This is a genomic window from Actinosynnema sp. NPDC023794 (genome assembly GCF_040639675.1).
GTDB lineage: Bacteria > Actinomycetota > Actinomycetes > Mycobacteriales > Pseudonocardiaceae > Actinosynnema > Actinosynnema luteola.
Genome location: NZ_JBFAFR010000018.1, coordinates 46,189 through 72,590, shown reverse-complemented (window position 1 = coordinate 72,590; position 26,402 = coordinate 46,189). Strand labels below are relative to the sequence as shown.

Below are 26,402 nucleotides of genomic sequence, written 5' to 3'. Positions count from 1 at the left end.
CGGCTCATCGGCCGGCGATCACCGCTCCGGTCGCGTCGAACGCCTCGTGGGTGAGGTCGGAGCAGTCCGCTGTGCGGGGCAGTTCGAAGAGGTAGACGCCTCGTCGCACGCGCGCGGGGATCACCCGGCCGTCCGGGGTGCGGAAGTTCACCGCCGCCACGTCGTCGCCCGCGTACCCGACCACGGTCCCGCCGGGCCGATCCCCGTAGCCCGAGATCGTGATCACGCCGAACGGCACCTCGCGGACCGAGTGGTCGACGGGCTTCGAGGTGCTGACCGAGACACCGCTCCGGGCGACGCCGCATTGCACCAGCGTGTCGTCCGAGACGGCGCCGACCACGAGTTCGCCGTCCTCGCGCAGGTGGGTCGGGCCCATGGCGTACGTCTCGTCGGGGCCGGCCTCCTCGGCACACCGCTCGAACGCCGCCACCGCGTCCGCCAACGCCGTGTTGCCCGACCACGGGTGGGCCTCACCGGGCACGGATGTCGGGTGCGCCACCACGCTCCACGCCAAGGCCAGGACGACGACGAGCCCGCACACGGACCACGTGACAACCCGGGACGTCTCCCACCCCGAGCCTGATCATGCCCGACCGTCCCCCTCGACGAGGCCGAAATCCCACGACAACGCGGTCGCGCGTGCGTGATCATGCTCGGCATGGCTTCGGGCGAGAACGCGAGGCGGGAGCACCTCGGGGTCGATGACCTGCGCGGTGTGGCGCGGGCGGTGTTCGGGGCACGGGAGTTGGTGTCGGTCGAGCGGCTGCGGGGTGGGACCAGGAAGGGCGTCTACCGGTTGAACCTGGCCGACGGCACCGGTGCGGTCGCCTACGTGTGGCACCCCGACGAGGACTTCTGGCCCGACACGCAGTCCACGACCGGGTTGAGCCTGTTCGAGAGCGCGCACGAACAGCTGTCGGCGGCCGGTGTCCGGGTGCCCCGAGTGCTCCTGCGCGAGCCTGGTGGACCGCTCGGTGACGTCGCCGTGGTCGAGGACGTGCGCGGCGGCACGCTGGAGGAGTTGATGACTCGTGATCCACAGCGGGCCGAAGGCGTGCTCGCACAGCTCGGCGCGGCGGTGCGCGCGATGCACTCCCGGACCTCCGACGCGGCTCAGCACGGAGTGGAGCACGCCGTGCTGAGCCAGGCGCTCACCCACCTCGCCGAAGCCGCCGCCCGCGTCGACCGGATCTCCGACACGCGGGAACGGCTGGCCGACCTGCTCCGAACGCGGCACGCCGCCGTCGCGCCGCGGTCGCGGTTCGGCCTGGTGCACGGCGAGCTGGGGCCCGATCACGTCCTGGTCGACGTCGACCTGGACGAGCCGGTGCTCATCGACATCGAGGGCGCGAGGGCGTTCGACGTCGAGTGGGAGCACGCCTTCCTGGAACTCCGCTTCGGCCCGCACTACCACTACTTCGCCGACCCGGGCGTCGACCTCGACCGCGCCCGGCTGGCGCTCTACCGCCTGGCCACCTACCTCTCACTGGTGGCGGGTCCGCTGCGACTGCTCGACGGCGACTTCCCCGATCGCGCCGGGATGGTCGACATCGTCGAGCAGAACATCGCCCGCGCGCTGGCCCAGCTGCCGGGGTAGAGGGCTCTGTGGGCGCGGCACGCCGCCGAGGTGCCGCGCCCACAGCCCGATCGGGCTGACCTTTGGGTCAGTGCCCGACCTGGAACGTGGCGTCCGCGCGGTCCGAGGTGGTGCTGATCGGGTCGATGCGCAGGACGTAACCGGAGTGCCGGAGGTGGCGATCGGGGAAGTTGTGCGACCGGAACGAGGTCCAGCCGGCGTCCGCCAGGCCGGCGACGCGGTGGAAGGTGGCGTCGGCGGCGAACGTCGGGCTGCCGTCGTCTGCCGCCAACGTGACCGCGTAGTTCACGTGCCGCAGGTAGCGGTCCGGGAAGTTGACCGAGCGGAACGACACCCCGGCCGACGACGCCAGACCGGGGACCAGGCGCCACTGCGAGTCCTGGTAGGGGTCGAACGGGTACGGGTCGATGCGGGCGACGTTGGCGGCGTGCCGGATCAGGTGGTCCGGGAAGTTGTAGGACTTGATCCGGTTCCAGGTCGGCGCGCCCCACCGGGACAGCAGGTTGGCGTGCTCGGTGGCCGTGATGCCGCAGATGGTGGGGTGCTTGGCGTTGAGCGGCTGGGTGTACTGCGCCTTGGTCAGCGGTGTCCAGGAGTTGGCGTTGATGTCGCCGCTGCGCCACGCGTACAGCTCGCCGTTCACCGGGGAGAACGAGTCGCCCCACAGCCACCACTCGTTGCGGTTGTGGGCCTTCACGACGATGGGCGCCTCGATGCCGCCGCTGACGACTCCGCTGGTGTAGGTGCCCCGGTCGAAGCTGCGGGGGTTGAGCGTGCTCGACCGCGCGCCGTAGAGACGGCCGTCGGCGAAGCTCTTGTAGTACAGGTAGTTGGCGCCGTTGCCGACGTGCATCGTCGCGTCGAGGACGTTGAAGCCGGGGTCGAAGAACAGTTGCGGCGCGCTGACGGTGACGAAGTCGGTGGTGTAGTTGACGTAGAACGCGTCACGGCCGCCGCTGTTGGCCGAGTAGAGGATGCCGTACTGGCCGCGCGCGGCGTCCCAGAACGCCTCCGGCGCCCACGTGTGGGTCGGCATCGAGTGCATCTTGAGCCTGCGGTACCCGGTGAACGACCGCAGGTCGGCCGAGTCCCAGGCGTGGATGTACTGGTTCTGCCTGGTGAAGTCGGTGCCGGTGAGGTCGGTGGCCAGCACGACGAACCCGCCGTTCTGCTTGCGCAGGATGAACGGGTCGCGCAGGCCGCCGGTGCCCGCCGTCGGCGTGGCGACCGGGTTGCCCTGGTTGAGCGGGGTCCAGGTGAGCCCGTCGGCGCTCACCGCGAGGTGCAGCGCGTACCGGTCGGCGACCTTGTTCGGGGACTCGGTGAAGTAGCCCATCACGTAGGCGGAGTCACCGGGCGCCGCGGCGGCGACCCCGGTCCGGGCGAGCGCCAGCGAGGCCAGGCCTCCGGCCAGCAGTGTGCGTCGTTGCAGCATCAGCCGTGTGCCTTTCGGGGGAACCCCGGGGCGGGCGGGAGACACCCGCCCCGGGGGAGTCTCATTCGCCGGAGGGAGCGGTGAGGGTGGCGCCGAGCCGGACGGGGGTGCCGAAGTTCGGGGTGCCGTCCGCGTTCCAGGTGAACTTCTGCGCGCGGGTCGACCGGTTCATGTCGCAGCCGCCGGACGCGGAGTCGTTGGCGTGGTAGACGATCCAGTCCTCGGTGCCGTCGGGCGACTTGAAGAACCCGTTGTGGCCCGGCGCGTACACGCCGTTGCCGTCGTTGCGCTGGAACACCGGGTTGGGCGACTTCGTCCAGTGCGCCCGGTTCAGCGGGTCGGAGCCGGTCAGCGTGAGCAGGCCGAGCTTGTAGTCGGGTCCCCAGCACGCGCTGGCCGAGTACACGATCATCGTGCGCCCGTTGTGGTACAGCGGCTCGGCGCCCTCGTTGACCGCCGCGGTCTGCCGCTCCCAGGACAGCGTCGGCTGGGAGATGGTGCGCCGCGCGCCGCTGATCGTGTACGGGTTGGACAGCGGGGTGATGGTCAGCGACTGGGTGCCGTCCATCGCGCTGCCCATCAGGTACAGCTTGCCGTTGTGCTGCAGGATGCTCGGGTCCAGCTCCCACGTGCTGCCCAGGTCGGCCTTGAACGAGTACGGGCCCATCGGGTCGGTGCCCGAGGACTCCAGCACGTGCAGCCGCTGCGTCGGGTTGTAGTCCGACACGTTCTGCCCGGCCACGTAGTACAGGTACCACCGGCCGTTGAGCAGGAAGAACTCCGGCGCCCACATGTTGCAGCACCCGTTCGGGCGCGTCAGGTTGAAGACCACCTGGTCGGCCGCGGTCGACAAGCCGGCCAGCGTCCGCGATCGGCGCATCGTGACCGTGGAGTTCCACGTCGTCGTGGCGAGGTAGTAGTACCCGTTGTAGTACTGCATCCACGGGTCCGGCCCGTTGCGCTTGATCGGGTTGGTGAAGGTGCCCGGCGTGGGCGCGCCCAGCTTGACCAGCTGCCACTGCTGGTTCGTGCCGTCGGTGTCCGGCCACTGGATGAGCTGCGCGCCGTCGGCGGTGGAGAAGTCCAGCACGTCGACGGCCTTGCCGCTGGCCCGGTTGAGCAGCCGGACGAACCCGCCCGCCGAGTCGGCCAGCCGGAACTGCTGGTTGGTGCCGTTGCGGTCGGTCCACTGGGTCAGCCCGGTGCGGTCGGCGGTGTTGGCGAAGTCCAGCACCTTGCCGCTGTGCCGCGACTTCAACCGGTAGTAGCCGCCGCCCGAGTCCACGAACTGCCACTGCTGCCACGCGCCGTCGTTGCGCGTGTACTGCGAGATCCGCGCGCCGTCGGCGGTGGCGAGGTCGTAGACGTCGAGTGCCTTGCCGCTGTTGCGGTTGACCAACACGTACGAGGCGTTGGTGTCGACCACGGCGGCCGACGCGGTGGGCGGTAGAGCCGAGGTGATCCCACCGAGCAGCGTGGCCACGGTGGCGAGGACGACGCCGCCGCGGCGCGCGCTCCGATAAGTCGATCTCATGGTTGCTCTCCCTGCGACGCTGCATGGACGGACGCGGTCGGCCCGCCGGCGTGGAAGCCGGTGCGGGCGGTGGAACGGCGTGGCGGCGGGTGGCGGGTGCGGGCGGCCGGGATCACCGGCCACTCGACCTCGCGTCTGTTAACGCTAACAGCAGGATCGGCGACAGTTCAATAGCCGGACGTCTCCGCTCGCTGCACAGCGCGCTGTGGTCGGAGGGTTTCGACGTACTGGGCCGTTCGGCCGCGCTACACCCTTCTGTTAGCGATAACAAGGGTCGCGATTCCAGGCCTGCCTGGAATTGGTCGGCAGCGGTCCCGGGAAAGCCTCTGGTAACCGACCGGACACGGCGCGCGACGTTCCATAGGAAGGGTAAATAGTGCTCACCGCACAAAACGAATGGAGGGTTCGACCGTTCAGAGGATTCCACATTACGAGACGCCCGGCGTAACGTTGCGCGGACCGGCAACCCGCCCGCATCCGCCAAGGGCAGGAGATCACTGCATGACTGACGAGCACGCCAATTACCACGAATTCCTCGTCGTGGTGAACGACGAGGAGCAGTACTCGGTCTGGTTCGCCGACCGGGACCTCCCGCCGGGATGGCGGGCCGAGGGAACGCGCGGCACCAGGGAAGACTGCCTGACCCACATCGACCGGGTGTGGACGGACCTGCGCCCGCGCAGCGTCCGCGAGCACATCGCCGCGCACCGCGGCTGACGCTCCGCCCGACCGCACCTCGCGCATTACCACACGCCCGCACTAAAGGGTGTCCCACGCTGTCCGGAATCGGTCTCCGGGAATTTCCCGGCGGCCGGTTCGGTCGTGCGCGCCCGAAACACATTCGTCGGGGAGGCTTTGTGCACACGGATTCTGCGCCGCGACTCGCGCCCGCTCTGCCGTTGCAGAGCGGAATGATCGCGGCCGGGTTGCGCGACCCGTCGGCCGGAACCGACGTCATCCAGTGCGTGCAGCACTGGCCGCACGGCCTGGACACCGCCGCGTACCTCGCGGCGTGGCGCGCCGCCGTCGCACGGCACCCGGTGTTGCGCACCCGGTTCACCTGGCGGGCGGACGGCGGCATGGACCAGTGGCCGGGGCCCGCCGACGACGTCCCGGTGCTGGTCGACGGCTCGGTGACGGACCTGGACGCGTTCCTGGCCGCCGACCGGCGGGCCGGGGTGGACCCGGTGGCCGCGCCGCCGCTGCGGGTCGTGGCGCTGCCCGGCGACGTGGTGGTGGCGACGTTCCACCACGCGATCCTCGACGGCCGGTCGCTCGCGATGCTGCTGGGCGAGATCGACGACGATTACGCGGCCAGGCTCGCCGGCGGCGCCCTGGAGTTCGCGCCACGCCCCGACTTCGCCGACTACGCCCGCTGGCACGACGCCCGGATCGCGCCCGAGCACCCGGAACGGCTGGCCGACGAGCGGTTCTGGGCCTCGGAGCTGGCGGGGTCGGCCGAGCCCGCTCCCCTGCCGCTGGAGCACGCGGGGCCCGGCACACCCGTCATGGCCACGGCCGCGCTGGACCTGTCCGACGCCGAGACCGAGGCCGTGCGGGCGTTGGCCGAACGGGCGGGCGTCACGGTGAACACCGTGGTGCTGGCCGCGTGGGGCCTGGTGCTGACCGCCCACGCGCATGCCGACGAGGCCGTGTTCGGGGTGACCCGGGCGGCACGTCACGGCACCGTCGAAGGCGCGCAGGAGATGCTCGGCCTGCTGCTGGCGACCGTGCCGCTGCGGCTGCCGGTCGACCGGGACGCGTCGGTGGCCGACTGGCTGCGATCCGTGCGGGAACGGTCCGTGCGGGCGCGCGACCACCAGTTGTGCCCGCTGCCGGTGATCCAGGGCGCGGCCGGGCACGACGTGTCGCTGATGCGCAGCCTCGTGCTGTTCGAGCACCGCGAACTCGGCACGGTGCTGGCCGCCCGGCCGTCCGCGCCGCCGGGCAGGCGGGTCCGCATCCTGCGCACCCCCGGATACGCCATGACCTTGTACGCCTTCGCCGAGCCGCGCCTGAGCTTCCAGCTCATCCACGACACCGGCCGGTTCCCGGGTTGGGCGCCGGACGCGGTGTTGACGCAGGTCCGGGACCTGCTGGCAGGCATGGCCGAAGCGCCGGACCGGCCCGTGCGACACCTGGACGAGCCGCGTGACCGGGCGCGGGTGCTGACCGCGTGGAACGACACCGCGATCGACTACCCGGCGGACGCGACCGTGCCCGACCTGTTCGCCGAGCAGGTGCGACTGAGACCCGACGGGGACGCGGTGTTCGACGGCGAGCGGTGGCTGAGCTACGCGGAGCTGGACGAGCGGTCGAACCGGTTGGCGCACGTGCTGCTGGCGCGGGGCGCCCGGGTGGACTGCCCGGTGGCCCTGTCGCTGCCGCGTGGCGCGGACTTCGTGACCGCGATGGTGGCCGTGCTGAAGACCGGTGCGGCCTACCTGCCGCTGGACCCGGCGAACCCGGCGGCCCGGGACGCGGTGGCGCTGCGCGAGTCCGGCACACCCTTGGTGGTGTCCGATCGGCCGCGTGCCCTGCCGGACGGCGTGGCGTCGGTCGTGTTGCCGGGATTGGACCTTTCAGAGCAGTCGCCGGTATCTCCGGCGGTCCGGGCGCATCCATCAAGTGTGGCTTACGTCAACTACACGTCCGGGTCGACCGGCAAGCCGAAGGGCGTCGCCGTGCCGCACCGGGGTGTGGTCCGGCTGGTCACGCGGCCGACGTTCGCGCGGTTCGGGCCGGGGCAGACGTTCCTGCACCTGTCCGCGACCGCGTTCGACCTGACGACGCTGGAGGTGTGGGGCGCGCTGCTGACCGGCGGCCGGGTGGTGCCCGCGCCGTCCGGTCCGCCCGACCCCGCGGTGCTGGCCGAGCTGCTGCGCGTGCACCGGGTGAGCGTGCTGTGGCTGACCGCCGGGCTGTTCCACCAGCTCGACCCGTCGCTGGTGGCCGACGTGGAGCAGTTGCTGGCCGGTGGTGACGTGGTCGCACCGGACGCGGTGCGCGCGGCGTTGGCGGCACGCGGCGGGAAGCCGGTGGTCAACGGGTACGGGCCGACGGAGAACACCACGTTCACCGCGTGCCACGTCGTGCGGTCGGCCGACGACCTCGGCGCGACCGTGCCGATCGGCACGCCGATCCAGCGGACCACCGTCTACGTCCTGGACGAGTCGATGCGACCCGTGCCGGTGGGCGTGCCCGGTGAGCTGTACACCGGCGGCGACGGGCTGGCGCGCGGGTACTGGGGCGCGCCGGGGTTGACCGCCTCGAAGTTCCTGCCGAACCCGTTCGGCGGCGTGCCCGGCGGCCGGCTCTACCGGACCGGCGACCTGGCGCGGTGGCGGCCGGACGGCGTGCTGGAGTTCCTGGGTCGCGCGGACCGGCAGGTCAAGGTGCGCGGGTTCCTGGTGGAACCGGCCGAGGTCGAGGCCGTGTTGCGGGAACACCCGGCGGTCGCCGCGGCGGCCGTGCTGCCGATCGGCGACGACGACGCGCGGCACCTGGTGGCGTTCGTCGTGCCGACCGGGTCGTCGGAGATCGAGGACGTGCGCGCGCACGTCGCGGAACGGCTGCCCGCCTACCTCTGCCCGGCGCGGTACGTGCCGCTGCCGGAGCTGCCGCTGAACCGCAGCGGCAAGGTGGACCGGGCGGCGCTGCGGTCGGTCCGTGCCCCGGGCGCGCGGGGCACGGACCGGACCTTGCCGTCGACCGCCACGCAACGGCGGTTGGCGACGCTGTGGGAGAACCTGCTCGGCGCGCCCGAGGTGTTCGCCGAGGACGACTTCTTCGCGGTGGGCGGCAACTCGCTGCTCGCGGTGCGGTTGGCGTTCCGGGTTCGCGAGGAGTTCGGGGTCGAGGTGCCGGTCGCCGAGCTGCACCGGGCCCGGACGCTGGCGGCGTGCGCGGCGGTGCTGGAGGCGGCGGCGGGTTCGTCGGCCTGTGGCGCGCCGATCACCCGGCGGGACAGGTCGGCTTACCTGGTGCCCGCGCCGCGCACGTCGGCCCGGCAGGTCGCGGACCACCTGGTGTTGCCCAGCGGTGGTGACTGGGCGGCGTGGCGGTGGGTCGAGCTGCGCGGCACGGGTTTCGGCGTCGAGCCGCTGCTGGCCGTGGCGAGCCCGGACGCGGCGCGCGCGGCGGGGGCCGTGCTGGCGGCCGAGGACGCGGTGGGCGAGGCGCGGTGGACGGCGTTCCGGGTGCTGCGGGAGGTGGAGGACCGGGCGCACGGTGAGCGGCGGTCCGCGTTGCGCCGGATCGGTCGGCTGGTGCGCAAGGGACGGTTCGCCGAGGCCCGCGCGGCGCTGGCCGCGGCGCCGACGCCCGTGGCCGTCACGCTGCCGATCGGGGAAGCGCCCGTGGCGGTGGTGACGGGATCCGCGAGAACCGCGCCCGAAGCCGACGGCGGACCGGCCGCGGTGCTGGTCGTCGGCCCGGAACCGCGCGAGGACGCGGGAGGGTCGACGGCCGCCGACAACGACGAGGCCGACGCGGCGTTGGCGACGGCCGCGGAAGCCGCGACCCGGCACGAAGCGCTGCTCGTCGAGTACGCGACCCGGTTCGAGGCCGGCCGCGAGGCAGCCGCCGAGGTGCTCCGGGTCGTCAGCGGGGACGCCAAGTTCCGCGAAGCGGTGGCGTGGCAGAACCCGCGCGCCCTCCAGACCGCCGTGGACGCGTTGCACAAGGCGTTGTCCGGCGGTCGCTCCGCGTCCCGCAACGTCGACTACCGGCGCTGGGAGCACACGGTCGTCAGCTACCTGCAGCGCTACTGCGCCAAGAACGACACGATCGGGTTCTTCGGGCCGGTCGGGTGGGCCAGGGTCGAGGACGACGCGCCGGCCGCGATCACCGCGAGACCCGGGCCCGAGCTGGTCGACTCGCGCACCACCTGCCTGGAGAACTGGGCCGTCCAGCAGCTGGCAGAGGCGTTGACCACGGACGCCGTGCGGCCGTGGGCGGTGCCGAGGCGGATGCCCTTCGTGGACGTGGTGGGCGACACCATGCGCGTCCCGATGACCGACCCGGTGCGACTGCCCGCGGCGGACGCGGCCGTGCTCGCCGCCTGCGACGGCCTGCGCCGCGCGCCCGAGATCGCGCACGACCTCGACCGGCCGGTCGGCGACGTGCTCGCCACGCTCGAACGGCTGCGGCAGGCCAAGCGGATCGCCTGGACGCTGGAGGTGCCGCCGGAGGCGTTGGTGCCGGAAACGGCCCTGCGCGAGCAGATCGCGGCCATCGGCGACCCGGACGTCCGCGCCGGGGCGGAGCAGGCGCTCCACCGGATCGAACGGGGACGGGACGCGGTCGCCGCAGCCGTCGGCGACCCGGACCGGCTGGTGCACGCCATCGGCGAGTTGCACGAGACGTTCACCGCCATCACCGGCACGGCGGCCGTGCGTCGACCCGGCCTCTTCTACGCCGGTCGCACGGTGGTGCACGAGGAGTGCCGACGCGACCTCGACGTCACCCTCTCCCCCGCGCTGGTGGAAACGCTGTGGACGCCGTTGTCGCTGGTGCTCGAAGCCGCACGCTGGTTCACCTCCGCGGGCTCCGCCCTGTACGGGCGGGCGTTGCGCGAGGTGTACCGGGACCGGGTCGCGGCCACCGGCTCGGACCGCGTGCGGCTGGCCGACTTCTGGCTGTGGGCCAACGACACGATCTTCCGCCTCGACGAACGGCTGATCGGCAGGCTCGTCCGGACCTTGCAGGACCGCTGGGCCAAGGCCCTCGGGCAGGCGCCGGACGGGCGCGAGGCCCACTACCGGGTGAGCGACGTGCGGGACGCCGTGCTCAAGGCGTTCGCCGCACCCCGGCCGGGTTGGCGCGGCGCGGTCCAGCACAGCCCGGACGTCCTGATCGCGGCGCGCGACGAGGACGCGATCCGGGCGGGCGACTACCGGTGGGTGCTCGGCGAGGTGCACCCCGGCGTGAACACCATGCGGTCCGCGTTGTTCGTGTCCCAGCACCCCGACCCGGCCCAGCTGCGCGCGGCGATGCGGCACGACATGGCGGGCCCGCGCGTCGTGCTGGCCACCACGCGCGAGGAAGGCGGCACGCCGCAACGGCTCGCCGACGCGCTCGTCTCGCCGGACGACCTGAAGATCGTGTTCGGGCACGACGCGTGCGGGCCCGGGTTGCGCGACGCGGTGCCGGTCGGCGCGTGCGAGGTGACCGAGCGCGGCGGGCGGCTGGTGGCGCGCAGCCGTGACGGTCGGGTGGACGTCGACCTGGTCGAGCTGCTGAACGAGCAGATCATGGCGCAGCTGGTGCAGCACTTCCGGCTGCTGCCCGCGGGCGGGCACACGCCCCGGGTCAGCCTGGACCGGTTGGTCGTCGCCAGGGAGGGGTGGCGGTTGCCCGCCGCGCGGTCGGCGTTCGCGTTCGCCCCGGACGAGGCGACCCGCTTCCTGCGGGCGCAGGCCTGGCGGCGTGAGCACGGCATGCCGAGGTTCGTGTTCGTGAAGAGCCCGGTGGAGCACAAGCCGTTCTACGTGGATCTGGAGAGCCAGCCGTCGGTCGAGTTGTTCGCGCACGCGGTGCGCGCGCTGGACCGCGAGAAGCCGGACGTCCCGATGGGCGTGGGCGAGATGCTGCCCGGACCGGACCAGCTGTGGTTGACCGACGCCGCGGGCGCTCGGCACACGGCGGAGTTCCGGGTGGTCGCGGTCGACCGGAGGGGTTGGCCGGAAGGTGTCGGCCTGAGGGGGGAGGGACCGCGGTGAGCGCGGTGACGAGAGAGGACGAGGTGTTCCGGTTCCCGGCCTCGTCGGGGCAGCGCAGGTTGTGGTTGGTCGACCAGCTGCTGCCCGCGAGCCCGGTCTACAACATCGGCTGGCGGGTCGGCATCGACGGCCCGCTGGACGTCGAGGCGTTGCGGGTGGCGTTGAACGCGCTGGTCGCCAGGCACGAGGCGTTGCGGACGCGGTTCGCGGCCGAGGACGGCGTGCCGGTGCAGGTGGTGTCGGCGGCGTTGACCGTGCCGTTGGCGCGGCTGTCGGGTGACGTGGACGCCGCGGTGCGCGAGGAGGTCGGCCGACCGTTCGCGTTGCACGGCGGGCCGTTGCTGCGCGCCGGTCTGCTGGAGGTCGCGCCCGACGAGCACGTGCTGGTCCTCGTGCTGCACCACGCGATCGCCGACGGCTGGTCGTGCGCGGTGCTGTTCGACGAGCTGGCCGGGCTGTACGCGGCCGAGGTCGCCGGCGTGCCGCACGACCTGCCGGAGCTGCCCGTGCAGTACCCGGATTACGCGGTGTGGCAACGGGAGCAAGCCGAGGGCGGCGCGTTCGCCGCCGACGAGGAGTTCTGGCGCGAGGCGCTGCACGGCGCGCCGACCGTGCTGCCGTTGCCGACCGACAAGGCCCGGCCGGCGACGCCCACCGGACGTGGCGCGGAGCTGCGGGCGGAGCTCACCGTGGCGGACGGGTCGTTCGCCCGGCTGCTCGCGGTGTTCCAGTGCGTGCTGCACCGGGTGACCGGGCAGGCGGACTTCCTGGTGGCCACGCCGGTCGCGGCGCGCACCAGGCCGGAGACGGAGGGCTTGGTCGGTTTCGTGGCCAACACCCTGCCGTTGCGGGCGAGGTTCACGCCGGAGGTCACGTTCGGCCAGGTGGTCGCTGCGGCCGAGGAAGCGACCGTCGCCGCGCTCGCCCACCAGGACCTGCCGTTCGAGCAGCTGGTGGACATCGCCGCGCCACAACGGACGCTCGCGCACGCGCCGCTGGTGCAGGTGATGTTCGCGGTCGAGCCGGCGCCGCCCCCGCGTGCGGCCGGTCCGATCACGATCAGGCCCGAGGCGGTCGCGAACGGCGGTGCGAAGTTCGACCTGTCGTTGACCGTCGAACGCGCCGGTGAACGGTGGTTCGCCCGCTGGCAGTACGACTCCGAGCTGTTCACGCCGGAGACGGTCGCCGCGCTGCACTCGGTGTTCGCCGCCGCCGTGCACGCCTCCCCCGCCGACCGGGTCGCCGAGCTGTGGCTCGGTGACGACGCACCGCAGGAGCCCGCCGTCGAGGTGCCCGCCGAAACCGCCGCCGACCTCGTGTTCGCCGCGTTGGCCGAGCACCCGGACGCGGTCGCGATCGAGGGCGCGATGACGTGCGGCGAGCTGGACCGGGCGGCGAACCGCCTGGCGCACGTGCTGCTGGCCGCGGGGGTGCGGCCGGACCAGCCGGTGGCGCTGTGCCTCGACCGGGGCGCGCCGATGGTGGTCGGCGTCCTCGCCGCGTGGCGGGCGGGCGCGGGCTACCTGCCGCTGGACCCGTCGTGGCCACCGGCCCGGCTGACCGCGATGGCCGCCGGGTCCGACGTCGCGGTGCTCGTCACGGACGGCGCGTCGCGTGCGGTCACGGGACCGTTGGCCGGGCCGTGGACCGAAGTCGACCTGGACACCGCCGAGCTCGACGCCCAACCCGACACGCCCCCACCTGCGGCGGAGCAGCACCCCGGGACGCTGGCCTACGTCATCCACACCTCCGGGTCCACCGGCAAGCCGAAGGGCGTGCGGTGCACCCAGGGCGGGCTGGCCGCGTTGCTGCGCGCGATGGGCGAGTTGATGGAGCTGACGCCGGCCGACCGGCTCGCGTCGATCACCACGCCGGCGTTCGACGTGTCCACGGTGGAGATGTTCGCCCCGCTCATCAGCGGCGCGACGCTCGTGGTGATCCCGGCGGACGACGTGGCCGACGGAGGTCTGCTGCGCGCACGCATCGAGGAGACGGGGGCGACGGTCGTGCAGGGCGGTCCGGCGAGTTGGCGGATGATCGTCGCGGCCGGTGGTGTGCCCGCGCGCGTGCGGCTGCGGATCAGCGGCGGCGAGGCGATGACCCGCGACCTGGCCGACGACCTCCAGACCGACGGCGCGACCCTGATCGACGGTTACGGGCCCACCGAGACCACGGTGTACTCGGCGGCCGGCGAGGTGTCGCACGCGCCCGACCCCGTGCGGCTCGGGCCGGCGGTGAAGGGCACGTCGCTGCACGTGCTGGACCCGTTGATGCGCCCGGTGCCGCCGGGTGTGATCGGCGAGCTGCACATCGGCGGCGCGGGCGTGGCCCGCGGTTACCACGGGCTGCCCGGCCTGACGGCGGACCGGTTCCGGCCCGACCCGTTCGGACCGCCCGGCGGACGCCTCTACGCCTCCGGCGACCTGGTCCGCCGCCACGCCGACGGCAAGCTGGAGTTCCTCGGCCGCGCCGACCGGCAGCTCAAGGTGCGCGGCTACCGGATCGAGCCCGGCGAGGTCGAAGCCGTGCTCCGCGCTCACCCGGACGTGGCGCAGGCCGTCGTCGTCGCGTGGTCCGCGCACGCCGCCGACGTGCGGCTGGTGGCGTACGCGGTGCCCGCCGACCCGGACGTCGGCGAGGACGAGTTGCGCCGGCGGGTGCGCCCGCACCTGGCCCTGAGCCTGCCCGACTACATGCTCCCGGCGGCGGTCGTCGTGCTGCCGCAGCTGCCGCGCACCGGCACCGGCAAGATCGACCGGGACGCGCTGCCCGATCCGGTGTGGACGACCGACGACGTCGACCGGGTCGAGCCGCGTGACGAGGACGAACGGCGGCTGGCGCTGATCTGGCGCGAGGTCCTGAGCATGCCCGCGGACGCGCCGCTCGGCGTGCACGACAACTTCTTCGCCCTGGGCGGCCACTCGTTGACCGCGACCCAGATGCTGGCCCGGGTCCGGGTCGCGCTGGACGTGGACCTGCCGTTGGCGACGCTGTTCGCCGCGCCGACCATCGCCGAGCTGCGCGCGAACCTCGGCCGCGGCACGGGTCCGGTGGCACGGGGGCCGGTGCCGCTGCTGGACCAGCTCGACGAGCTGTCCGACGAGGAGATCGACCGCCTGCTCGGCACCCTGGTCGACGAGGACGACGCGTGAACCGCGACGCGGTGGTGGTCGGCGCGGGGCTGGCCGGCTCGTTGGCGGCCGTGTACCTGGCCCGACGCGGGTTCGACGTGCGGGTGCTCGAACGGCGGGGCGACCCGCGGGCGCCGGGCGTGCGGGAGGAAGGCCGGTCGATCAACCTCGGCCTGTCCCAACGCGGCATCGTGGCGTTGCGGGAAGTCGGCCTGCTGGAGCGGTTGGCGCCGCTGACCGTGCCCATGCGCGGCCGGGCGGTGCACCTGCCCGACGGCACGCTGCGCTTCCAGCCCTACGGCCTGGCCGAGGACCAGATCCTGCACTCCGTGCTGCGGCACGACCTGAACGTGGCGCTGGTGGACGAGGCCGAACGGCTCGGCGTCGGGTTCTCCTGGGGCTGCCGGGTGACCGCCGTCGACCGCGCCAAGCCCGCCGTCACCACCGACGACGGGACCGTGCACACGGCGGACCTGGTCATCGGCGCGGACGGCGCGTTCTCCGCCGTGCGCACCCACCTCGGCCGAGGCCTGCGGGTGGACCTGCACCAGGAGTTCCTGGAATGGGGCTACAAGGAGCTGCTGATCGGAGTCGGCGACGACGGCAGGCCGCGCACCGAACTGCGGGCGTTGCACGTGTGGCCGGGTGACGACGGTCTGATCGTGGCGCACCCGAACGCGGACGGCTCGCTCACCGCGACCGTGTTCCTGCCGTTCGACGGCGAGCACGGGTTCGCCGGGCTGACCGAACCGGAACGGGTGCGGTCGTTCTTCGCCCGCCGGTTCCCCGACACGCTCGTCCTCATCCCGGACGTGGTCGAGCAGTTCCTGGCGCACCCGCCCGCGAGCCTGGTCACCGTGCGCACCTCGCCCTGGCACGTCACCACCGACGAGGGACGCGGGGTGGTGTTGATCGGTGACGCCGCGCACGCCGTGTACCCGTTCTTCGGGCAGGGCATGAACGCGGCGTTCGAGGACTGCTCGGTGCTCGACCGGTGCCTGGCCGCGCACCCGCACGACCTGCCGCGCGCGTTGGCGGAGTTCGAGGGCTCGCGCCGGCCGCACACCGACGTGCTGGCGGAGCTGTCCAAGCGCAACTTCGTGGAGCTGCGGGACAAGCTGCGCTCACCGCTGTTCACCGTGCGCAAGAAGGTGGACCTCGCGCTGCACCGGATGTTCCCGAACGCGTGGGTGCCGCTCTACACCCTGATCTCGCACACCACGGTCCCGTACGGCGAGGCGCTGGCGCGGGCACGGCGGCAGGACCGCGTGCTCGGCGGCGTCACGGCCGCGGTGACCGGTGTGGCGCTGGCGGGCCTGACCCGCCGGTCCCGGAACAAAGGCAGGTGGAGTTGATGCTGATCCATCCGACCCACCAGGCCCACCCCCTGGTCGAGCCGGCGGACTTCGCCGCGCCTCGGCTGCCCGACGCGGTCGCGGCGCACGAAACGGCGCTGCGGACCGTGTTCCAGTGGGCCGGTGAGTACTTGTGCGGACCGCACCCGGACCTGGGGCGGAGGGGTGCGGTGTGCCCGTTCACCGACACGTCCCTGCAGCGCGGGCTGTTCTACCTGTCCGTGCACACCGGTGTGCCGGAGCAGCCGGACGAGCTGGCCGCGCTGCTGCTGCACTACCGCGACTGGTTCGCCGAGCTGGAGCCGAAGAAGGGTCCGGGCGCGCAGTTCAAGACCATCGTGGTGCTGTTCCCGGACCTGACCGAGTTCGGCGTGGTCGACCGGGCCCAGGAACTGCTGAAACCGCAGTACACCCGGGACGGGCTGATGCTGGGCGAGTTCCACCCCGGCCCGCCGCAGAAGGCGGGGCTGTGGAACCCGGTCTTCCGGCCGCTGCACAGCCCCGTGCCGCTGCTGGCGATCCGGCACATGGTGCCCACCGACTTCCCGTTCCTGCGGGACGACGACACCACCGTGGCCGCCTACCTGGAGCGCTTCGGCGACCGCGTGCCCACGCACCTGCGTGACCACGTCCGCGCGGCGGCGGACCGGCTGACCAGATCGGGGAGCACGTCATGACCGATCTGCGGGACACCGGCGCGGCGGCGGCGTCGGCGCGCAAGCGGGAGCTGGTGGCGCAACGGCTGCGGGCACGGGCCGCCGCGCCCACCGCGTACCCGTTGTCGTTCGGGCAGCAACGCCTGTGGTTCCTGGACAAGTTCTCCCCCGGCAGCGCCGTCTACAACGTGCCGCTCGCGCTTCGGCTGCGCGGCACGCTCGACCAGGACGCGTTGCGGCGGGCGTTGAACACGCTGGTCGACCGGCACGCGTCGCTGCGCACCACGTTCCCCGACTCGGGTGGCGAGCCGGTGCAGCTGGTCGCGCCCACCGGCGTCGCCACCCTCACCACCCACGACCTCCGGGACGGCGACCGCGACACGGAGGCGCAGCGGTTCGCCGACGACCGCGGCGGCATCGGGTTCGACCTGCACCGGGGACCGCTGTTCGTGGCGAGCCTCGGCCGGTTCGCCGACGACGACCACGTGCTGGTGCTCAACCTGCACCACATCACCGCCGACGCGTGGTCGCTGTCGGTGCTGCTCGACGAGCTGGGGAAGGCGTACGACGCGGCGCTGAACGGCCGTGACCCCGACCTGCCCGCGCTGACGCTGCAGTACCCGGACTTCGCGGTGTGGCAGCGCGACCGGATGGCCGAGGTCGCCGCCGGGCACCTCGACTTCTGGACGCGTCACCTCGCGGGCGCGCCGGAGCTGCTGACCCTGCCGACCGACCGGCCACGACCGCCGGTGGTGACCTACCGAGGCGCGCTGAGGTACGGCTACGTCCCGCTGGGACCGCTGGAGGAGCTGGCCCGCGCGCACGGCGTCACCGTGTTCATGGTGCTGCTGGCGGCGTTCGCGGCCCGGCTCGGCCGGTTGGCCGGGCAGGACGACGTGGTGGTCGGCACGCCGGTCGCCGGACGTTCCCACCCGGACCTGGATGGCCTGATCGGGTTCTTCGTCAACACGCTCGCGTTGCGCGCGCAGGTGGGCGGCGACCCGACGTTCACCGAGCTGCTGGCCCGGATCCGGCAGGTCGCCGCCGACGGTCTCGCGCACGCCGACCTGCCGTTCGAGCAGCTGGTGGAGCACCTGAGCCCGCAGCGCAGCACCGGGCACGCGCCGATCTACCAGGCCCAGCTGATCTTCACCAACACCCCGCCACTGGACATCGCGCTGACCGGGCTGGACGTCACGCCGCTGGTGCCCGACCCGAAGGTGGCGAAGTTCGACCTCACGCTGGCCGCCGATCCGCAGGGCGACGCGCTCGCCCTGGGCGTCGAGTACAACACCGACCTGTTCGCCCCCTCGACCATCGCCGAGTTCACCGATCGGCTGATCGCGCTGCTCACCGCCGCCGCCGAGCACCCGGAACGGCGGATCAGCGAGCTGGACGGGCTGACCGGCGTGCGGCGGTGGGAGGTGGTGGAGGGCTTCAACGCCACCGACCTGCCGCTGCCGCCCGCGCGCACCGCGTTGGACCTGGTCACGGGGCACGGCACCGCGGTGTCCGGGGTGGACTCACGGCTGACGTACGCGGAACTGGACACCCGGGCCGAGCGGATCGCCGCTCTGCTCCGGGCACGCGGCGTCGGCCTCGGGTCGGCGGTGGCGCTGTGCCTGCCGCGCACCCCGGACCTGGTGGCCGCCGTCCTGGGCGTGTGGAAGGCGGGCGCCGCGTACGTGCCGCTGGACCCGGGTTGGCCCGCGGACCGGTTGGCGGCGATGCTGGCCGACTCCGGCGCGGCCGTGCTGGTCGCGGACCGCGAGCTGCCGTTCGCCGGCACGGTGGTGGGCCTCGCCGACGCGGACCGCTTCGAGCCGGCGCCCGTGCCGTGCCCCGCCTCCGGCGAAGACCTGGCGTACATCATCTACACGTCCGGTTCGACGGGCACGCCCAAGGGCGTCGAGGTGCCGCACCGGGCCGTGGTGAACCTGCTGGTGTCGTTCCAGCGGCTGTTCGCCCTCACCCACTCCGACCGGCTGGCCGCCGTGACCACGCTGTCGTTCGACATCTCGGTGCTGGAACTGCTGCTGCCGTTGACCGCGGGAGCGGAGGTGCTGGTCGTGCCCGCCGACCTGAGCGCCGACGGTGCGGCGTTGCGGGAGCTGCTGGTCGGACGCGGGGTCACCACGCTGCAAGCGACCCCGGCGACGTGGCGGCTGCTGCACGCGGCCGGTGGCGTGCCCGCCGTCGTGGCGACCCGGATCTGCGGCGGAGAGGCGCTGCCGCGCGACCTGGCCGACGACCTGCTGACCGACGACGCGGTGCTGTGGAACGCGTACGGGCCGACCGAGACCACGGTCTGGTCGTCCGCCGGCCTGGTCGAGCCCTCGCCCGCGCCCGTGGTGCTGGGCCCGCCGATCGGCAACACCCGCCTGTACGTGCTGGGGCCGGGTCTGGAACCCGTGCCACCGGGCGTGGTCGGCGAGCTGCACATCGGCGGCGCGGGCGTGGCCCGCGGCTACCACGACCGGCCGGGGCTGACCGCGAGCCGGTTCGTGCCGGACCCGTTCGCCCGGGAGCCCGGCCGGCGGTTGTACGCGACGGGCGACCTGGTGCGGCACCGGTCGGACGGCACGCTGGAGTTCCTGGGTCGGGCCGACCACCAGGTGAAGGTGCGCGGGTTCCGGATCGAGCTCGGCGAGGTCGAGGCCGCGTTGCTGGCGTCCGGCGAGGTGCGCGAGGCGGTCGTGCTGGCCGCCGACGATCGGCTCGTCGCCTACGTGGTGCCGGCGGACGTGCCCCGGGACGGGTTGTGGGCCCGGCTGCGGGCCGCGTTGGCGGAACGGCTGCCGGACTACATGCTGCCCGCCACCGCGGTGGTGCTGGACGCGTTCCCATTGACGCCCAACGGCAAGACCGACCGCAAGGCGCTGCCCGCGCCGGTGTGGGACGTCGAAGGCGACCGGGTGCCGCCGCGCGACGCGGTGGAGGAAGTGCTGGCCGGTATCTGGGCCGAGGTGCTGGGCGTGCCGGAGCTGGGCGTGCACGACGACTTCTTCGCGTTGGGCGGCCACTCGTTGCTCGCGGCGAAAGCGCTGGCCAGGGTCCAGGCCGCGTTCGCGGTGACGGTGCCGATCGGCCGGATGTTCGCCGCGCCGACCGTCGCCGGCGTCGCCGCCGCGCTCGCCGCCCTGGACGACCCGGCCCGGCTCGCCGCGGTCGCCGAGCTGCGCCTGCAACTGGCCGGGATGTCGGCCGAGGAGGTCGAGTCGATGCTCGGTGAGTCTCGATGAGCGCGCGGGCCGGTGTGCGCCGGTTCGCCGTGGTGTGGGCTGGTCAGCTGGTGTCGGTGATCGGCTCCGCGCTGACCGCGTTCGTGCTCGGCGTGTGGGTGTACCTGGGCACGGGGTCGGTGACGACGTTCGTGCTGATCCAGTTCTGCGCGGTGGTGCCGGGCATCCTCCTCGCGCCGTACGCGGGCGCGGTGGCCGATCGGCACGACCGCAGGAAGATCATGCTGGTCGCGGACTCCGGCGCGGGCGTGGTGACGACCCTGCTGCTGGTGGCCGTGTCGACCGGCTCGTTGGCCGTGTGGCAGATCTACGTCGCCACGGCGCTGACCGCAGCGCTCAACTCGTTCCACATCATCGCCTACACGGCACTGGTGCCGGCGCTGGTGCCCAAGGAGCACCTGGGCCGGATCAACGGGCTGATGCAGATCACGCAGGGCGTGCAGATCGCCGCGCCGCTGGTCGCCGGCGCGCTGCTCGGCGTGGTGGGGCTGCGGGGCGTGCTGCTGATCGACCTCGTCTCGATGGTGTTCGCGGTCGGCGCGCTGCTGCTGGCCCGGCTGCCCGACGAGGCCGTGCGGCCGGCCGGCGCCTCGGACGGGGAGCGCGAGGGCATCGGTGCGGGGGTGAGGTGGCTGCGCGGCGCGCCCGGGCTGTTCGCCTTGTGCGCGGTGTTCGCGGTGTGGAACTTCCTGTTCGCCATCGCGGGCGGGTTGGTGCAGCCGCTGATCCTGTCGTTCTCCGGTCCCGCGACGCTCGGCGTGCTGATGGCCGTGGGCGGCAGCGGGCTGTTCGCGGGCGGCCTGGTGATGGGCGTGTGGGGTGGCCCGCAACGCCGGGTGCACGGCATCTACGCGGGGGTGGCGCTGGGCGGGGTGTTCCTGGTGCTGCACTCGCTGGCTCCGTCGCCCTGGCTGATCGGGATCGCCGCGCCCGCGTTCCTGTTCACCCTGCCGTTGATCAACACGTGTTGCGTGACGTTGTTGCAGACCAAGGTCGACCCGGCGGTGCTCGGCCGGGTGCTGGCCGTGGTGAGGATGATCGGCACCGCCGCGATGCCCGTCGCGTTCCTCATGATCGGCCCGCTGACCGACGGCGTGGCCGAGCCGCTGATGGCGGTCGACGGCCCGCTGGCCGGTGGTGTCGGCGCGCTCATCGGCACCGGCGAGGGCCGCGGCATCGCCCTGATCTTCCTGGTCGTCGGCGTGCTGATGCTCGCGTTGGCGGCCTACGCCTGGACTCGGCCGCGACTGCGGACCGTGGACGACCTGCCCGACGCGGTGGCCGACGAGACGCCGTCACCTGAAAGGACCCTGGGATGACCGAGCTCTCCGACCACCGCGAACGCCTGCTGGCCAAGCTGCTCGCCGAGCGCGGCCTGGCCCCCGCGCCCCGCCAGGCGGTGCCGCGCCGTCCCGACGGCGCGGTCGTGCCGCTGTCGGGCAACCAGCGCGGCCTCTGGCTGACCGGGCGGCTCGGCCTGGACGCCGGCGCGTACGTCATGTTCGCCGCCCTCCGGGTCGCCGGCGAGGTGGACGAGGACCGGCTGCGCGCCGCCGTGCGGACCGTCATGGGACGGCACGAGGCGTTGCGCACCCGGATCGTGGACGTCGACGGCGTGCCCGAGCAGCAGGTGCCGGCCGACGTGCCCGTCGACGTGGCGTTCTCGTCGGTCGACGGCGAGGACGAGCTGGAGGCGTTCCTCGTGTCCGAGGTGGACACGCCGTTCGACCTGGCCGTCGCGCCGTTGCTGCGGGTCCGGGTGGTGCGGGTCGGTCCGGGCGACACGGCGGTCGTGTTCAGCGCGCACCACATCGTGTGCGACGACCTGTCGCTCGGCGTGGTGGCGGGCGAGGTCGGCGACGTCTACGCGGGCGTGACGCCCGAGCCGGTCGGGGCGCAGTTCCCGGACTACGTGCACTGGCAGGCCGACCGGCTCGCCGACGGCGAGCGGCAGCGGCAGCTGGACCACTGGCACGACCGCCTGTCCGGCGCGCCGGCCGTGCTCGACCTGGCGCTGGACCGGCCGCGGACGCCGAACCGCACCACCGCGGGCGGCAGCCACCGGTTCACCGTGCCCGCCGCGCTGGCCGGGAAGCTGGCCGAGGTGACCCGCGCGCACGGCTGCACCACGTTCGCCGGTCTGCTGGCCGCGTTCGGCGTGCTGCTGGCCCGCCGGTCGGGCACGGACGACCTGGTGATCGGCTCACCGACCACGCACCGGCCGTTCCCCGAGCTGGAGCGCTCGGTCGGCATGTTCGTCACCACCACCGCGCTGCGGCTGGACCTGTCCGGCGACCCGACCGTGGCCGACCTGCTCGGCCGCGCCCGCGCCACCGCGATCGACGCGCTGGACCACGCCGAGGTGAGCTTCGACGAGGTCGCCGCCCGGGTCGCGCCGCGCCGCGACCTCGCCCACCACCCGCTGTTCCAGGTGATGCTGGTGCTCAACCGGGGCGACGCCATCGGCTCGTGGGCCGGGATGGCCGCGGCGGAGGTGCCGATCGACCGCGAGACCAGCCGGTTCGACCTCACGCTGCACGTGCGGGAGACCGACGGCGACTGGCCCGCGAACCTCGACTACAGCACCGACGTGTTCGCCCCGGACACCGTGGCGCGGCTGGCCGACCACCTGCTCGCGGTGCTCGCCGCGCTGGTCGCCGACCCGTCCGCCCGGCTGTCCTCGGTGGACACGACGACCAAGGCCGACCGACTCGCCGCGGGCCGGCTCAACGGCGAACCGCAGGACGCCCTGGACCCGGCGCTGTCGCTGCGCCACCCCGCCGTCCTGACCCGGATCGCGGAGCAGGTCGCCGCCCACCCCGACGTCACCGCGGTGCTCGACCTGGCCGACGGCACGGAGGTGACGTTCGCGCAGCTCGACCGGCGGGCCAACCGGGTGGCGCACGTGCTGGCCGGGTGGGGCGTCGGTCCGGAGACGCCGGTCGGCCTGGCGTTGAAGGCCGGGCCGGACGCGTTGGTGGCGCTGCTGGCCGTGCTCAAGACCGGTGGCGCGTACGTGCCGCTCGACCCGGCGCACCCGCCCGCGCGGCTCGCCGGGCTGCTGGCCGACTGCGGCGCGCCCGTGGTGATCACCGCGCCGGCCAACCGGGACCGGTTCGGCGAGTTCCACGGCGCGTTGCTGGACACCACCGACGACGCGTTCACCGGCGAGGCCGACGCGCCGCCGGCCGCGACCGTGCCCGAGGACGGGTTGGCGTACATCGTCTACACGTCGGGCTCGACCGGTGTGCCCAAGGGCGTGCAGGTGCAGCACGACACGCTCGCGAACCTGACCGGCGCGTTCATCGACCTGCACGGGTTCGGGCCCGGTCAGCGGATCCTGATGATCCCGCCGTTGAGCTTCGACGCGTCGGTGGGCGACGTGTTCCCGGCGTGGTGCGCGGGTGCGGCGGTCGTCGTGCACCCCGAACCGGCCGCGATCGGCGGTGCGGACCTGCTCAAGCTGTGCGCCGACCACGCCATCACCGCCGTCGACTCCCCCGCCGCGCTGTTCAAGCGCTGGGTGTCGGACCTGGCCGGCCTCGACGTCGACCCCGGTCCGCTGGCCGTGATGATGATCGGCGGCGAGGCGGTGCCCACCGCGACGGTCGCCGAGTGGGCCGCGCTGACCGCCGGGAAGGTCGCGCTGGTCAACCACTACGGGCCGACCGAGACCACGGTCTGCGCCACGGCCTACCGCACGGTCGACGCGTCGGAGGTCGACCCGCGTGCCGCCACGGTGCCCATCGGGCGACCGCTGCCCGGCGTGCGGGCGTACGTGCTCGACGCGGACCTGCGCACGGCTCCCGTCGGCGTGCCCGGCCAGTTGCACATCGGCGGCCTCGCACCCGCGCGCGGCTACCGGAACGACCCGGAGCGCACGGCGTCGGCGTACCTGCCCGACCCGACCGTCCTGGGTGGTCGGATGTACGCCACCGGCGACCTGGTCCGGCTGCTGCCCGACGGCACGCTGGAGTTCCTCGGCCGGGTGGACGACCAGGTCAAGCTGCGCGGTCACCGCATCGAGCCGGGCGAGGTGCGGTCGGCCCTGCTCGCGCACCCGGCGGTCGCCGAGGCCGCGGTGGCGGTGCGCGGCGACACCCTCGTCGCCTACGTCGTGCCGCGATCGGAGGCCCCCGCGTTGGACGAGCTGCGGGCGTTCTGCGCCGGCCGGCTGCCGGACGCGATGCTGCCCGGCGCGGTCGTGGTGCTGGACGAGCTGCCGCTCACCCGGCACGGCAAGGTCGACGTGGCGGCGCTGCCCGATCCCGACCCGGCGGCCCGGCTGACGCCGTACGAGCCGCCGCGCACACCGGTCGAGCGGACGTTGGCGGAGGTCTGGTCCGAGGTGCTGGACGTGCCGCTGGTCGGCCGCCGGGACAGCTTCTTCGGCCTCGGCGGGCACTCCCTGATCGCCGCCGCCGTGCTCGCCAAGGTGCGCTCGCTGCTGGGCGTGACGGTGCCGCTGCGCGCCCTGTTCGCCACCGCCGACCTCGCCGAGCTGGCCGAGGTGGTGGAGCAGGCCGCCGCGTCGGACCACACGTTCGCCAAGCGCTACAAGTCCGGCCTGCCGTCCGTGGCGGAGATGCGGGTCGACGCGACACCGCCGGACGACATCGAGGTGCGGCACCCGGTGCGGACGGGGCCCGCGGAACGGGTGCTGCTGACCGGCGCGACCGGGTTCCTCGGCGCGCACCTGCTGGGCGAGCTGCTGGCCCGCACGGACGCCGAGGTGCACTGCCTGGTCCGGGCGGAGACGCCGGCCGTCGCACTCGCGCGCGTCCGCGCCAACCTGCGTCGCGCGCACCTCGACGTGCCCGAGGAGCGGTTGGCCCGGGTGGTGCCGGTGGTCGGTGACATGTCCCAGCCGCTGCTCGGCCTGGCGGAGAAGGACTTCGACGCGCTGGCCGAGAGCATGGACGCGATCTACCACAACGGCGCGGTGATGAACTTCGTCCTCACCTACCAGTGGATGATGCCGCCGCACGTGGGCAGCACGGTGGACGTGCTGCGGCTGGCCACCCGGTACGCGACCAAGCCGCTGCACCTGATGTCGACGCTCGGCGTGTTCCTCGGCGCGAACTACGACAAGCAGCTGATCACCGAGGCCGACCGGCCAGAGGACCCGACGGGCCTGGACACCGGGTACCACACCACCAAGTGGGTGGCCGACATGATGGGCGTGCTGGCGCGGGACCGGGGCGTGCCCGTGTCGATCCACCGGATCGCCGCGATCGTGGGCGACGTGCGCACCGGGACGGCGAAGACCGAGTCGTACCTGAGCAGGCAGATCGCGACCTGCGCGCACGCGGGCGCGGTGCCGAGGACGCCGGACGTGATCGACATGCTGCCGGTCGACCGGCTCGCGGGCGCGATCGCGGGCATCTCGACCCGGCCGTCGCTGCACGGCCGGGACTTCCACTACTACCGGGCCGACGGGTTCAGCTACGCCGACCTGGGCGAGGTGCTCACCGCGAAGGGCTACCCGACCCGCCTGCTGGAGTACGCGGACTGGCGGTCGTTGATGCTGGAGAGCCCGGACAGCGCGTTCGGCCCGCTGGCGTTCGGCCTGACCACCACGCACCGGGCGCACCCGGTGTTCGACTGCTCGACCACGTGGGCCGCCGCGGCGTCGTGCGGGGTCCAGTTCCCGCCCGCCGACGCGGAGATGATCGCCCGGCACGTGGACTTCCTCGCCGCCGCGGGCGTGCTGCCGGAAAGGGGCTGACCATGCCACTGCACCTGGGACCGGACGACGGTCCACCGTCGTTCCACGACCTGCTCGCCACCGCGGGCTACCGGGCCGTCGCGGCGGGCCTGCGGCTCGGTGTGTTCGACGCGCTGGCCGACGGCCCCCGTCCGGTGGGTTCGCTGGCCTCCGCGATCGGCGCCGACCCGCGCGGCGCCGGGCTGCTGGCCGAGGCGCTGGTGTCGTTCGGGTACCTGACCCGCGGGCCGGACGGGTACGCCAACACCGCCGAGACCACGAAGTGGTTGGCGGGCGGCGGTTACTCCGAAGTGGACAAGTTCTGGTCGGTGGTGCTGTTCGAGTCGTGGGAGGGCTTGGAGGAGTCGGTGCGCACCGGCAAGCCCGCGATCGACTTCTACGCGTGGCTCGCCGAACGGCCGGACGTGCTGCGCCGGTTCCAGGGCATGCTGTCCGGGCACGCCGACGCCATCGCGCCGGAGGTGGCGTCGATCGTGCCCGTCGGTTCGACGTTGCTGGACGTGGGCGGCGGGCACGCCAAGCACGCGATCCGGCTGTGCTCGACGCACCCCTCGCTCCACGCGACGGTCGTCGACCTGCCCGACGCGTTGGCGGTGGGCGCGGCGGCGGTCACCGACGCGGGCATGTCCCGGCGGATCACCTTGCGCGCCGGTGACTACGACACGCTCGACCTGGGCGAGGGCTACGACACCGTGCTGCTGTTCAACGTCGTGCACGGCCGACCGGCCGCGGCGAACGAGGAGCTGCTGGCACGCGTCGCGTCGGCCCTCCGCCCCGGCGGCGCGGTCGTGCTGCTGGAACACGACGAGCACTCCCCCGACCCCGCGTCCGACGCCTTCGCCCGCGTCTTCAGCCTCAACCTGTTCCACGGCCAGGGCGGCCAGGTCTACGGCGCCGACGAGATCACCACCTGGCTGGCGAAGGCGGGCCTCGGCGCCCCCGTCACCCACCCCCTGACCACCTCGCCCGGCCAGTCCCTCCTGGTGTCCCACAAACCCTGAC

At 73.4% G+C, this 26,402-nt stretch carries 13 protein-coding genes; 10 read left to right on the top strand and 3 right to left on the bottom strand.

The features are described 5' to 3' along the window. Positions 1-4: 4 nt before the first annotated feature. Positions 5-541 (bottom strand): hypothetical protein, encoded by a 537-nt coding sequence (locus AB0H12_RS29825; protein WP_499627323.1) that lies wholly within the window; start codon positions 539-541, stop codon positions 5-7. A gap of 117 nt (positions 542-658) precedes the next feature. On the opposite strand from AB0H12_RS29825, the gene AB0H12_RS29820 reads away from it, so the two are divergent. Further along, complete coding sequence (locus tag AB0H12_RS29820) at positions 659-1,597, top strand: phosphotransferase family protein (RefSeq protein ID WP_499627321.1); 939 nt, start codon at positions 659-661, stop codon at positions 1,595-1,597. A gap of 67 nt (positions 1,598-1,664) precedes the next feature. Here the strand turns inward: AB0H12_RS29820 and AB0H12_RS29815 are convergent, their stop codons facing one another. After that, positions 1,665-3,032 (bottom strand): glycoside hydrolase family 43 protein, encoded by a 1,368-nt coding sequence (locus AB0H12_RS29815; RefSeq protein WP_499627319.1) that lies wholly within the window; start codon positions 3,030-3,032, stop codon positions 1,665-1,667. A gap of 61 nt (positions 3,033-3,093) precedes the next feature. Beyond that, complete coding sequence (locus AB0H12_RS29810; RefSeq protein WP_499627317.1) at positions 3,094-4,566, bottom strand: family 43 glycosylhydrolase; 1,473 nt, start codon at positions 4,564-4,566, stop codon at positions 3,094-3,096. Between the two features lie 501 nt (positions 4,567-5,067). Here AB0H12_RS29810 and AB0H12_RS29805 point away from each other — a divergent pair. The 9 genes from AB0H12_RS29805 (at position 5,068) to AB0H12_RS29765 (ending at position 26,401) form a co-directional block, all read left to right on the top strand. Next, entirely contained in the window at positions 5,068-5,283 is a 216-nt protein-coding gene (locus tag AB0H12_RS29805; protein ID WP_499627315.1) for an MbtH family protein, read from the top strand. Positions 5,284-5,423: 140 nt separating this feature from the next. Continuing rightward, positions 5,424-11,288: an amino acid adenylation domain-containing protein gene (locus AB0H12_RS29800; protein WP_499627313.1), complete on the top strand. Its 5,865-nt coding sequence runs from the start codon at positions 5,424-5,426 to the stop codon at positions 11,286-11,288. A gap of 5 nt (positions 11,289-11,293) precedes the next feature. Next, a complete protein-coding gene (locus tag AB0H12_RS29795; protein ID WP_499627312.1) occupies positions 11,294-14,440 on the top strand; it encodes an amino acid adenylation domain-containing protein in 3,147 nt (1,048 codons plus the stop codon). Next, positions 14,437-15,774 carry an FAD-dependent oxidoreductase gene (locus AB0H12_RS29790; RefSeq protein WP_499627310.1) on the top strand — a complete coding sequence of 446 codons (1,338 nt, stop codon included), beginning with the start codon at positions 14,437-14,439 and terminating at the stop codon, positions 15,772-15,774. The genes AB0H12_RS29795 and AB0H12_RS29790 overlap by 4 nt, the downstream gene beginning before the upstream one ends. Then, entirely contained in the window at positions 15,774-16,451 is a 678-nt protein-coding gene (locus AB0H12_RS29785) for a DUF6875 domain-containing protein (RefSeq protein ID WP_499627308.1), read from the top strand. The genes AB0H12_RS29790 and AB0H12_RS29785 overlap by 1 nt, the downstream gene beginning before the upstream one ends. Next, positions 16,448-19,672 (top strand): amino acid adenylation domain-containing protein, encoded by a 3,225-nt coding sequence (locus AB0H12_RS29780; RefSeq protein ID WP_499627305.1) that lies wholly within the window; start codon positions 16,448-16,450, stop codon positions 19,670-19,672. Before AB0H12_RS29785 ends, AB0H12_RS29780 begins: the two co-directional genes overlap by 4 nt. Next, positions 19,669-20,991, top strand: a complete 1,323-nt coding sequence (locus AB0H12_RS29775) for an MFS transporter (protein WP_499627303.1) — start codon at positions 19,669-19,671, stop codon at positions 20,989-20,991. Before AB0H12_RS29780 ends, AB0H12_RS29775 begins: the two co-directional genes overlap by 4 nt. Further along, positions 20,988-25,400, top strand: a complete 4,413-nt coding sequence (locus tag AB0H12_RS29770; protein WP_499627301.1) for a non-ribosomal peptide synthetase family protein — start codon at positions 20,988-20,990, stop codon at positions 25,398-25,400. Before AB0H12_RS29775 ends, AB0H12_RS29770 begins: the two co-directional genes overlap by 4 nt. Before the next feature lie 2 nt (positions 25,401-25,402). Beyond that, complete coding sequence (locus AB0H12_RS29765) at positions 25,403-26,401, top strand: class I SAM-dependent methyltransferase (protein ID WP_499627298.1); 999 nt, start codon at positions 25,403-25,405, stop codon at positions 26,399-26,401. Position 26,402 lies beyond the last annotated feature (1 nt).